Origin of the sequence: Aquimarina sp. I32.4 (assembly GCF_002924285.1) — a bacterium.
Lineage (GTDB): Bacteria > Bacteroidota > Bacteroidia > Flavobacteriales > Flavobacteriaceae > Aquimarina.
In genome coordinates this window covers 40,601-53,194 of sequence record NZ_PGUB01000023.1, presented here as the reverse complement: position 1 = coordinate 53,194, position 12,594 = coordinate 40,601, and the positions used below count along the sequence as shown (strand labels likewise).

General features: G+C 35.4%; 10 protein-coding genes. All 10 read right to left on the bottom strand.

The annotated features are described in order from the left end of the window. Nucleotides 1–343 (bottom strand): transposase (locus tag CVD18_RS07345; RefSeq protein WP_103864054.1); only part of this gene is annotated, 343 nt, incomplete at its 3' end. Between the two features lie 378 nt (nucleotides 344–721). Further along, a complete protein-coding gene (gene bluB / locus CVD18_RS07340; protein ID WP_103864794.1) occupies nucleotides 722–1,375 on the bottom strand; it encodes a 5,6-dimethylbenzimidazole synthase in 654 nt (217 codons plus the stop codon). A gap of 6 nt (nucleotides 1,376–1,381) precedes the next feature. Next, nucleotides 1,382–2,737 (bottom strand): precorrin-3B C(17)-methyltransferase, encoded by a 1,356-nt coding sequence (gene cobJ / locus CVD18_RS07335; RefSeq protein ID WP_103864793.1) that lies wholly within the window; start codon nucleotides 2,735–2,737, stop codon nucleotides 1,382–1,384. Between the two features lie 34 nt (nucleotides 2,738–2,771). After that, on the bottom strand, nucleotides 2,772–3,464 hold the full coding sequence (gene cobI / locus CVD18_RS07330) for a precorrin-2 C(20)-methyltransferase (protein WP_103864792.1): 693 nt from the start codon (nucleotides 3,462–3,464) through the stop codon (nucleotides 2,772–2,774). 2 nt (nucleotides 3,465–3,466) lie between these two features. Then, nucleotides 3,467–4,054, bottom strand: coding sequence for a cob(I)yrinic acid a,c-diamide adenosyltransferase (locus tag CVD18_RS07325; RefSeq protein WP_103864791.1), 588 nt, complete (start codon nucleotides 4,052–4,054; stop codon nucleotides 3,467–3,469). Between the two features lie 49 nt (nucleotides 4,055–4,103). Then, nucleotides 4,104–5,201 (bottom strand): cobalamin biosynthesis protein CobW, encoded by a 1,098-nt coding sequence (gene cobW / locus CVD18_RS07320; protein ID WP_103864790.1) that lies wholly within the window; start codon nucleotides 5,199–5,201, stop codon nucleotides 4,104–4,106. A gap of 85 nt (nucleotides 5,202–5,286) precedes the next feature. After that, nucleotides 5,287–6,315, bottom strand: a complete 1,029-nt coding sequence (locus CVD18_RS07315; RefSeq protein WP_103864789.1) for a PLP-dependent cysteine synthase family protein — start codon at nucleotides 6,313–6,315, stop codon at nucleotides 5,287–5,289. A gap of 216 nt (nucleotides 6,316–6,531) precedes the next feature. Beyond that, nucleotides 6,532–7,539: a TlpA disulfide reductase family protein gene (locus CVD18_RS07310; protein WP_103864798.1), complete on the bottom strand. Its 1,008-nt coding sequence runs from the start codon at nucleotides 7,537–7,539 to the stop codon at nucleotides 6,532–6,534. A gap of 10 nt (nucleotides 7,540–7,549) precedes the next feature. After that, nucleotides 7,550–9,595, bottom strand: a complete 2,046-nt coding sequence (locus CVD18_RS07305; RefSeq protein ID WP_103864788.1) for a thioredoxin family protein — start codon at nucleotides 9,593–9,595, stop codon at nucleotides 7,550–7,552. Between the two features lie 111 nt (nucleotides 9,596–9,706). Beyond that, complete coding sequence (locus tag CVD18_RS07300; RefSeq protein WP_233194497.1) at nucleotides 9,707–12,541, bottom strand: pitrilysin family protein; 2,835 nt, start codon at nucleotides 12,539–12,541, stop codon at nucleotides 9,707–9,709. Nucleotides 12,542–12,594: the final 53 nt, after the last annotated feature.

Genomic DNA, 12,594 nt, shown 5'->3' with positions numbered 1-12,594 from the left:
CCGCTTGTACGTAACTATGGAAACCTTGCTCTGGATTATTAAGTCGTTTTGATAATCCATCGTGTACAGCTGGAGTAATGATTCGCTTGCGCTGCTGTTTTTCTTTTGAATTCAAAAGCATGGCGAATAAACCTCCTTCTTTATATAACTTGAGCCAAAGTTCCATACTACGAACGTGATATCCTAAATGTTCTGCCAAGGCTGATTGTGTAGAAAAGCTTGATTCTCTAATATGTAACAAAGATTGTAGTCGTAATACATTTTTAGGATTAGTCTCTTTTCTGATTAAATTCCGTAAATGACTTGAGGATTCTTTTACTTCTAATAATATATGCTTACCCATTCTTTAAATATACGAAAAATTTATCCGTAAATTGTATTACTACAAAACTCGAACTTCTTTTCACTTTAATTCTTGGTCTATACCAACATTTCTATAGTGGAGTGGTTTCTAGAAATGAAGAAAAATAAAACAGCCGTTACTGTTGATGGTTATTCGAAAACTTTGGTGTTGGGCGTTCAGTATTAGGTGTTCGATATTTTTTCACTTTATCATTTTATATTTCAGTTCATTTGTTATTCTGAAGAATAGTGAGTGTAGACAGGAACCTATCACGACGCAATGAGTACGCCTTGTTTCCCAGCCTGTGCTGGGAGGATAAAAAATGAGGTGGTGAGTAGTGAGGTTTTGACTATGTATAACAATAGCAGATACTAATCATCATGTATATTTCTCATGAATCACTACTTCTTTTGTAAGCTTTCTTCTGTCCCATTTTTTTAGTTCTAATTCTGGTTGGTTATAGAACATATCGGTATATCCAAAACAGAGATATCCTATTAATTGATTTTCTTGGGGAGCTCCTAGTATTTGTTTTACTTTTTCTGGATCAAGGATGCTTACCCACCCCATTCCTATATTTAATGACCTTGCCATAAGCCACATATTTTGAATGGCACAGACGACACTGTATTTCCCCATGTTAGGCATACTGGTTTGTCCTAGTACGGGTTCTCCTTTGGGCTTATAAAATACTGCCATATTGAGAGGGGATTCTAAAATACCTTCTAGTTTGAGCTTGATATATTCTCGTTGTTTCTCATCTGCAAATTGCATGGCGGCACGGGCTGTTTCCTCAGAAAAGGTTTCTTTTATGGCTTGCTTTGTTTCTTGATCTTTGATCAATACAAATTCCCATGGTTGTGAGAACCCAACGGAAGGAGCGGTTAATCCTGCATCAATAATTTTATCTATGGCTTCCTGAGATATGGGTGTATCGAGAAAGTGATTTCCTCGTACATCTCTGCGATGCATTAGTATTTCTTCTAGTAGTTGTTGTTCTTCATTGGTAAAAATACGTTGTGGCTCCTTCATATTTTCTTATATTTTTGCTTCGTCGAGTGTAAATGCGGCATTGACTATGGCGGCCGCAAAATTGCTTCCTCCTCGTTTCTCAGTAATCAATGCGTATGGCAGGTGTTGTATCGTCTTGAGTCTTTCTTTGGATTCTATTACATTGATAAACCCTACTGGTGCGCCAATGACTCCTGCGGGTGATAGTGTTCCTTCTTGTATCTGGTCTACTATCTCGATTAATGCGGTGGGTGCATTACCGATTACAAATAGGGCATCTGGATATTTTTTTACGGCTACCTTTATCCCTGCTTGTGAGCGTGTCAACCCTTCTTTTGCGGCTACTTCTAGGGCTTCTTTATCATTGAGCATACAGATTACCTGATTTTTATATTTGGTAGTATATGCTTTGGTGATTCCTGCTTGTACCATGGTTACATCTGTTACAATAGTTCCTCCGTTCTTGAGATATTCATGCCAATTTGCTATGGCTTTTTCTGAGGTTTGCAAATAGTTGATATACTCAAAGTCTCCTGAGGTATGAATACATCGTATGGCTGCCCATAAAGCATCACTGGCTAGTGAGTTTGAGGGTATATTATTGAGTATCTCTCTAAAGCTGGCTTGCTGTATCTCTTCTCCTGTTTCTGGTTTTCTGTTTAGATATCCTCTTGGGGTTACTAGATTGTCTTTATGCCTAAATGTTTGACTGTTTCCTATCAATACGACACAAAACATATCTACCTCATTTATATCAAAGTCTCCTAGGGTAGTGATTTTAATTTCTTCTTCTACGCGTCCTAATTGCTTGCATATGGCTACGGGTGTTGCCGCAGAACGATATTGCAGGTATATCTCCTTTAAGGTTTGTAATTGCCAATAACGTTTTTTACTTCTGGGATTGTATAGCCCTGTTACAAAATCTCCCATAGCGGCCGCATGGATTCGTTTTTGTATGGTGGTCCATGGGGTCATCAAATCTGATAATGAGATGCAACAGAAATCATGTCCTAAAATAGCTCCTAGCTTGCTTCCTGCGGTGATAAATGCCGATATCCCTGGTACTGTTTCTACTGGGACATCTACTTGTTGCTCTGCTACTTTTTGATATACAATAGATGCCATTGCATATATACTTGCATCACCAGAACCGATCACCACTACATCTTCTCCTTCTAGGGCGTGTTGTATGGCGATATCTGCTCTTTTTTCTTCTTCGCTCAGTTCTTTACCGATGCATAATGCATCAGGTTGTATGAGATGTTGTATAAACTGAAAGTAATAATGATAGCCAATAATTACTGTGGCTTGTGATATGGCTTGTGTTGCCATTGGGATTATATAGTCTGAATGTCCGGGGCCTAACCCTACAACTTTGATCATCTGATCTTTGTGTTTAACGATTATTGTTATCGTATTATTTCTTAATTATCATTAATGAGAAATAAGGAATTTCTCTATGTTCTAATGTGGTGATATCGGTTGTGATATATTCTTCTTGTGTACCTAATCGTTCACAATAATAATAGTTCCAGTTCTTTTGTAATAGTTCTGGATAAAAATTACTCCACCCCGATCTGATCTTCATCAGTACAATGGTATCAAAATCACTAAAATACTGAGTAATTTCTTCTATATTTTTTACTCTTGGTACTATTGCTATTTTATCATTAAGCAAACTTAATGGTACTTGATGTTGTGCCGCTCCCATTGAAAAAGAATTTATACCAGGAACCAAAGATATTGGCAGTTTTGATTCTTGTAATTGTGCTAACAGGTAAGAGAAAGAGGCATACAAACTGATATCTCCTTCACATACAATAGCTATTCTTTTTCCTGAGTGATATGCTGCTTCAATTTTTTTTACTGTCGCGGCATATGTTTCTGTGGCTTCTTCTCTATTATTAGACATTTTTAGAAAAAAGCCTATTAGCTCTTTGTCTTCTAACCCGTGATATTGTAATATAGGATATACAAAACTTTTTTTTTGCCCTTTGGTAATAGACCCTGGATAAAAAATAAGATCTGCTTCTTTTAATATTCTCAGGGCTTTGAGCGTTAGCAATTCGGGATCACCAGGCCCCATAGCTATCCCATGAATTGTATGCAAATCTATGATGTTTTTTTCTTTTTTCTCTTATATAAAAATAGCTGCCATTTTTCTTCTGCAACTCCTGCTTTGTCCATTTCTGCTCTGGCCATTGTAAAAAACAAATCAGACAATCGGTTTACATAGGCGATTACATAGTCTTCTACAGATTCGGGGTCTTCATGCATGAGTGTTACTAATCTGCGTTCTCCTCTTCTGATTTGAGTTCTGCATACATGACATAATGCAGAGATTTCGTTTCCGCCTGGTAATAAGAAATAGTCTGAAGGGGAGCTTATATTTGCTTCCATATCATCCATCCATTGCTCACAAAAATCGGCTCCATCTACAGGTCTAGGATTTGGGTTTTCTTTTTTAGAGTCTGATGGTCTTGCCAAATGTGACATCATATCCATCAGATCTTTCTGGATTTTATGCAAATTCTGTTGCCATTCATGGTCATTATCTAATTTGGATCGTAATAATCCTATGGTAGAGTTTGCTTCATCCAAGGCTCCATTACATTCTATACGGGCTGAGTCTTTGTATTCTCTTTTGCCTCCAAAAACTCCTGTTTTACCTGTATCTCCTTTGCGTGTATATATTTTCACAGCGTACGGTTTTTTTAATTAGTATATTGATCTCTATCAAGTAATACAGTTATACCTGGGCTCCTGCCATTAGTTTTTCTTCTATGGCCTGTACTATTTTCTGCTCTTCAAGTTTTTCACCAATAATCACCAGTTGCGTGGCTTTGGTTTCTCCTTCTGCCCATTTTCTATCAAAATAGTTTTCGAACCTGCTTGCTACTCCTTGTACAATCATACGCATTGGTTTACCTGGTACATGTATGATTCCTTTTATTCTATATATTGGGTATTCTGCTACTAGCTCTTTTAGGGTATTTACCAAAACTGTTGGAGTGTGTGGGGCTTTGATTTCTATAACAATAGAGTTAATGGTTTCATCATGTTCGTGGTCATGATGATGATGTTCATGGTCGTGATCATGATCATGGTGATGGTGATGCGCTTCATGATGAGAGTGTTTGCTATCTACATGATCTTCTGCTTTTGCGTCTATACCCAATAATACGTCTACAGGTATATCTCCTTTTACTGCAGAAATCAATTTAATTTTTGACCCCACTCGTTTTTGAATAATGTCTCGTACTTCTATATACTCCTCATTATTAATAAGGTCTGATTTGGTCATTACAATCAAATCTGCACAAGACAACTGATCTTCAAACAGTTCTTCTATAGAGGATTCATGATCTAGGTTCTCATCGTCTAATCTTTGCGATTGTACTTTATCTCGATCACAAATTTCTCCTGTTGCCTGCCCTACAGAATCTACTACAGTAATAACTGCATCTACTGTAATTTGTGGTTTGAGATCAGGCCAATTAAAGGCTTTTAGCAATGGTTTTGGCAATGCCAATCCTGAGGTTTCTATAATAATGTGATCAATATCTTGTTTGCGCTCCATCAATTGTAACATGGTTGGCAAAAATTCTTCTTGTACTGTACAACAAAGGCAACCGTTACTCAATTCTAATATATTTTCTTCATCGCAACCGCAGTCATTCCCTTTTAGGATTTCTCCATCCATTCCTAATTCTCCAAACTCATTGACAATGATTGCTAATCGTCTGCCATTGGCATTTTTAGCAATTTGATGTATCAAAGTAGTTTTTCCTGAGCCTAGAAATCCTGTAATTATAGTTACAGGGATTTTTTGTGTTTGTATAGCCATAAGTTCTTATGAAAAAGATTATAAACAAAACTATTTATTATTGTTTAAAGGAAAAAACAATTCCTGATATCTTTCTCATTAATATTTACAGATTTATATCGCTCTTTTTATGTTTTTCTAAAGGAGGTATAATCTTAAATTCTTTTAACTCTATATCTGATGAAATAAAGTTTGATTTAATAGGCTCTTCTTTACATATATCTGTGCTTAAATATTTTTTATTACTATCACTAAAAACGGTCGCTACCACCGCTTTGCTTGATAAATTACTCTGTGCTACTACTGCCCCCAAAAAGTTTGCTCCAGAGGATATCCCTACTCCTAACCCTATTTCTTTTGCTAATTTTTGAGCCATAATAATAGCATCACCATCATCAACTTGTATGATGCTGTCTAATTCTTTGAGCTTGACTATTGAAGGTATAAATTCATCTGAGATGCCTTGAATTCTATGAGAACCCACTTTGTGACCTGTTGTCAAGGTCGGGGAATTAGAGGGTTCTAAAGGGTGTATCACAATCTTTGCGTCTTTTTCTCTAAGGTACTTGCCTACTCCCATAACGGTACCTCCTGTACCTACTCCTGCAACAAAAGCGTCTATTCTTTTATTTATCTGTTCTAGTTGCTCATAAATTTCGGGGCCTGTTGATTTGTAATGTGCTTCACTATTACAGGTATTATCAAATTGACAAGGCAAAAATACGTTGGGTGTTTTTTTTGCATACTCTTGCGTCATGGCTATACTCCCCAAAAAACCTCCTTCTTCACTATTGACTAATCGTATGGTAGCACCAAAATTCTTGATGATATCGATTCGTTCCTTACTCATCCAATCTGGCATAAATATTTTTACTGGATGACCTAATGCTTTTCCTATTGCCGCAAAAGCAATACCTGTATTACCACTTGTGGCTTCTACTATCTCATCTCCTTTTTTTAATTCTCCTGTAGCATATGATTTTTTGATAATATGATATGCCATTCTATCCTTAATACTACCAGTCATATTAAAATTCTCTAATTTGGCATATATAACTCGTGGTACTTGCTTGTATGTAAAGTGAATTTCTGCCAGAGGAGTGTTTCCTACTACAGCATCTATGTTTTTAGCCATGTTTTTGTTTTTATGGTTCGATTTGTTTTATTGAATATCTAAGTATGTGTGGTATTACTTTTTGGAAATAGCATGCCTAACCCAAGACATGAACACTTTATAAAGCACTATATATCAAGGGGTATTCATTCTGCATTTCCTCTATTGAGAAGAAAGAACCACTTTGATTAGTCAGATCAAAGCGATTCTCACTCAACTAACAAAAATCAACTATGTTTAAATGTTTAGTTTGCTAAAAAGTTCGTTTAATTTTGCATCTGACGGCCTTGGTGCTGATGCTGATATGATTTTACCTTCTGGGTCTAGTAATATGAATCTTGGAATTCCCATTACTTTATATTTTTCTATAAATTGGGATTTGAAGTCTTTATCGGCAATCAATTGTACTCCTGTTAATTCTTTCTCTTCTATCATATCTCTCCATTTCTGGTTATCTTTTTCTTGATCGAGAGAAATACTTACAAATTCTATGTTTTTATCATGATAGGCCATTTCTACTTCTTTGAGATAAGGTATCTCGGCTTTACATGGCCCACACCAAGTCGCCCATAAGTCTATATATACATACTTTCCTTTTAAATCATCAAGTGAAGTAGTGCCTCCATTATAATTTTCGTAATCTACAAACTGTGGCGAATGCTGTCCTTTTAAGTTATTTAAAAACTGTTTTTGCTTAAAACTACCTACCAGTTCTTTTTTCATTACTTCAAAATCTTTTTCCTCATTGGCAATAAATGTAGAATCCAAATCCTTTGTGGCTTGTAATAATTGCCTAAAATTATTAGTAACCTCATCTACTTTTTTATCAAAACCAGATGTATCGAGATCAAATAGTGCAGAATCTCTTAAACTTTCTTCTTCCATCAACGCTCTTTTAGCCAAATAATTGCTAGCATCAGCTCCTATACCATTATAGATTATAGTTTCATCAAATTGCTTGGTATCTAATGTAATCTGTACATCGTATCCATTTTTCAGATACATAGTGGTCTGCTCTTTTCCATCAAAAAACGTATGTTTTCCTGCCGCTACTTTTAGTGTATCCTTAAAGCTTCCGTCTTCATTTACTTTGATTACTTTTTTAAACCCTCTAGTGACTATCATGAGAGAGTCTGAGTTTTTATCCGTTATTTTTCCTGATAATGTGACATAATCTTTGGTGACCTCTTTTGTACATGATGCTGTAACTGCTATTGCAATCAGTGCTATTACAAGTTTTTTCATTGTTATATTTTTATTTATCAAAATTAGAAACCCCACTATTCAACCAATTCAGGTATTCCTCTACATCTGGGGTATATGCTACAGGGTCAATAAGGTTATTTTCGTCATGATCCATTAACACATAATAGGGTTGAGAGTTTGCTTTGTATTTTATAGTTTGTAATTCGCTCCATTTTTGACCTATGTATTTTATTTTTTTTCCTGGTCTTAATTTGGAGGCTATTATTTGATCTTTTGGCAGAGGTCTTTTGTCGTCTACATATAAAGAGATTAGTACTACTTTGTTTTTTAAAATATCCAGCACTTCAGGTTTAGGCCATACATTCTGTTCCATCTTACGGCAGTTTACACAAGCCCACCCTGTAAAGTCTATCATTATGGGTTTGCCTATTTTTCTGGCATAGGCTACTCCTTTGTCATAATCGTTAAAAGCTAGGATATCATGAGGCTCCATCAGGTGTGCTCCTTCTGGTATTTCTTTATGAACAGAAATTGCCCCTTCTCCTACTTTTGTGTACCCAACTCCATAAGGGGATTCACTATAATGTTGTGGTGGTGGAAATGCACTAATTAAATTTAATGGGGCTCCCCATAACCCTGGTATCATATATATAGTAAATGTGAGTGCAAGAAGCCCTAAACTCAACCGACCTACAGAGATATGAGTAAGGGGTGAGTCATGTGGTAATTGTATTTTTCCGAAAAGATATAGGGTAAGTGTGGCAAAAACTGCAATCCAAATGGCTAAAAACACTTCTCGTTCTAACCAGTGTAATTGTAATACCAGATCTGCTTGTGATAAAAATTTGAATGCGAGTGCTAATTCAAGAAATCCTAATACTACTTTTACAGTGTTTAACCAGCCTCCTGATTTTGGAAGTGAGTTTAACCATCCAGGAAAAGCAGCAAATAATGCAAATGGTAAAGCGATTGCCAAAGAAAAACCTAACATTCCTATGATTGGTGCCAATCCTCCTTTTGAAGCTGCTTCTACCAATAATGTACCTACAATTGGCCCTGTGCATGAAAAAGAGACAATAGCTAATGCCAAGGCCATAAAAAAGATGCCTATAATTCCTCCTTTATTGGCTTGTGAATCTACTTTGTTTGCCCATGAATTGGGTAACATAATCTCAAAAGCCCCTAAAAAAGAAACTGCAAAAACAACTAGTAGTAAAAAGAATATAATATTGAACCACACATTGGTTGCTAATGCATTTAATGCGTCTGCTCCAAAAATTCCTGTTACTGCTGATCCTAATAATACATAGATCACAACAATTGAAACTCCATAGAGTATGGCATTTTTAATTCCTTGAGTTTTATTTTTACTTTGCTTGGTAAAAAAACTGACTGTCATGGGTATCATGGGGAATACACAGGGGGTCAGTAGTGCTGCAAAACCAGATAAGAAGGCTATAAAAAATATTCCTAAAAAGCTATTATCTGATTTATGTTTGGTGGTATTCTTGGTATTTCCTTTATCTAACTGTGCAGAAGACTTTTTTCCACTCTTATCAGTTACCTGATCTTTATCAACAAGTTGATTGTTTTTCTTTTTTAATTTTTCTTTTTTTTTTTCGGCAGGCACCACTGCCCCCGATACCTGATTAGAAATCGTAAAACTTAAATCAACTTCTGTGGGAGGCAAACATTGTGTGTCATTGCATACCATAAACTCAACTATTGCTGTAATCACTCCTGATGGTTTTAGCAATTTAACACGTTGTTTGAATATTGCTTTATGCCCAAAATATTTGATCTTCATACCAAACACAGGATCGTCTATAGTTGTTCCTGTTCCTTCTTTTGTATCTTCGACAAGCTTATACAACTTTTTTGCCTCCTCAAATGTAAAAATAGTAGGTATAGGCCCATTTTTTGGTACTTGCTGAGCGTATAAATGCCAATTATCTTCTATAGTTGCTTTGACCACCAAATCATACAGGTTATCTGAAACTTTTTCTACGGATGTAGACCACCTTACTGGATCGTGTATTTGTGCATTGCTTATGAAAAAACAAAACAACGCTACTATCATTACAATTCTCTTCATATATTTATTATTCTTTTACAGAAACCTCTGGAGATTAAAAACACCGTCTCCCTTTGGTCATTTCAACCACCTTGGTTTCTTATTTAAACAGGCATTATTTTGTAATGTAAATTATGATTGCTTTGGCTTAAAAACTACCTCATATGTATCTGCTTTTTTAAGCATCTCTTTTGTAAACTCCTGAATATCTTTTTGGGATATGGTAGTTACTATGTTTTCAAAATTTTTAGGGTCATTTCTGTTATATCCATCTCTATAGAATGATAACAATGATTGCATATCATAACTGTTATAGCTTTTTTCCTGCTCACGTTCTTTAAGAAAATTTGTAAGAGTTTTATCTAGATCTTCCTGATTGATCTTTCCTTCTGCTATTTTATTGAGTTCTGCATGTACAATAGTAATTAGTTTTTCGGCTAAATCGGGGTTGCAATCAAAAGAAACAGAGATACTGCTTTGAGATTTAGGTTCTTTTTGCATACTACCTCTTGCACTTGGGCTATATACTCCTCCTTCTTCTTCTCTTAATGTTTCTGTAAGACGTAATTGTAAGACATCACTCAACGCACTTGTAAGCAATCTGTTTTTGATGGTATACTCCAAAGGTGTTTTTAGGGATATATTTACATTGGTTTTAGGATCTTCCATGTCTATATATATATCCTTATCAATCTTCTTATTGGCCCATTGTAGATTATTATCTTTAAACTTTTCTTTTGTGTTTTTTACAGGTAAACTTGCTATATACTTAGCTAGCAATGGTTGTAATGTTTCGGGTTTTATATCTCCCACCATGTAAAATTCAAAATCTGCTGCATTATTGAATCTACTGGTGTAGATTTCTTTTATTTTATCAAATGAAACCTTACTTGCATATTCTTTGGTAAATATTTTTAATCTGGGGTGATCTTCTCCGTATAGTGTTACAGTAAGGCTATCACTCATTTGAGATTTTATATTTTTGCTTTTTTGTAACAAGAAATTATCAATTGACCCTTGCAATACCTGATATGCCTCCTTATCAAAACGAGGTTTTACAAAATACAAATATGCCAATTGTAACATTGTCTCTACATCTTTTGTGGTAGATGATCCACCTAAACTTTCTGTAATTTTACCCAGTCCTGGGCCAAATCTTACGGTTTTTCCTGCCAGAACTTTTTGTAATTCTGTTGCGGAATACTCTCCCACACCAGACATTGATATCAAATCTCCTAATAGTTCTGCTGATGGTAAGTCGCTATCCTTGATCAAGGATTTACCTCCATAACTAATTGCTTGTAATGCTACACTATTTTTTTCTTTATCAGTAAACTTATAGTGTACTTTTACTCCGTTACTTAGTATAAATGTGGAGGAACCTAATTCCTTATTTTTTTTAACCTCCTCTACTTTCCCTTCTTTGATAGATACTCCCGAAATCAAGGTTTTCCCATCAAAAGCTTCTGTATATGGTTTGATATCTGATGAGTTCTCTACTTCTTTTATAATCTGTAATGCTTCTGTTTTAGTTACGTTATTTTTCCCTTTTACCCCAGTAACATTCAACATCCTATTGGTAGGTGTATATAAGCTTTGTATCGTTTGATGTAATTCTTGTGGAGTAATCATTGCAAAAATCTGTTTTGCTAAAGCATATTCTTTTTCTATATCAGTCATCTCTACCTGCTCTAGATAGTTATTCTGTATCACATTGATGATACTACCATGTGGCTGGTCATTCTTTGCTGCAATTTGCGTTTCATAGCTATTCACAAACTGAGCTATGGTTCTATCAATTTCTGATTGTGTATATCCATGTTTTACGGCTCTTACTATCTCTGTAAGCACCTCTGCAAAAGCTGCTTGTTGTTTTTCTGGTTTGGGTGCAATACGCACATTCAACGTATTATTGGTCCTAGAAGAGCCTCCGTATCCAATTCCTGCTCTTAAAAATGTAGCTTCTGGTTTTTGGGCTTTTTCTCTGATTCTGGAAGACAACATGGTCATTGCCATATTTTCTAGCAATGCTCTTTTTAGACCTCCTACAGTATTAGCATCTGATGGTTTTTTATGTCGAATTCCAAATCCAATTGAAGCTGTAGATACCTCTGGATCCATTCCCAGATTATACAACAGTTCTTTATTATCAGGAATAGTAACTACAAAACGTTCTCTAGGTTTTTTGACTGCTGGTATGCTAGAAAACCTTGCTTTTATTTTTTTCTCTATCTCCTCTACATTAATATCTCCAACTATTGCTATTGCTTGTAAATCTGTCCTGTACCAATCATGATAAAAATCACGAAGAGCCTTATATTCAAAATTCTCTACAATATCCATCAAACCTATAGGCATGCGTTTTGCATATTTAGAATGATTAAACATGGTAGGCAATGAAGCTTCAAGCAAACGCATTTGTCCGCTTTGTCGAGTTCTCCACTCTTCTTTGATTACCCCTCGCTCTGCATCTATTTCTTCTTCTGTAAGTGATAAATAATTAGACCAGTCATGTAATATCAATAAACAGGTGTCTACCAAACCATCTTTAACTGGAATGTTATCTAGGTTATATACGGTTTCATCAAAAGAAGTATACGCATTAATATCTTTTCCGAAAACTGCTCCGTGTTTTTGTAGGGTGTTGAGAATCCCCTTTCCTTTAAAATTTTTGGTTCCATTAAATGCCATATGCTCTAAAAAATGTGCCAGTCCTTGCTGGTCATCATTTTCTAAAATAGATCCTACATTTTGGATGATATAATAACTGGCTGCATCTTTTACTACATCAGTACTTTTAATATAATAGGTCATTCCGTTAAGCAACACTCCTTTTCGTATGCTTTGATCAATGGGTAATGCCTGCTTTAGGTTTATGGATTGACTGTTTACTTGTATGCAAAAGGCAAAAAGTAACATTATTACTACAGTAGAGTTGATTTTCATTAATATTTTTGGTTTTTTCATTTTTATTTTTTTTTTAAAGAGGGTCACTGACTAAGGTAACCCTCAGACTAAAA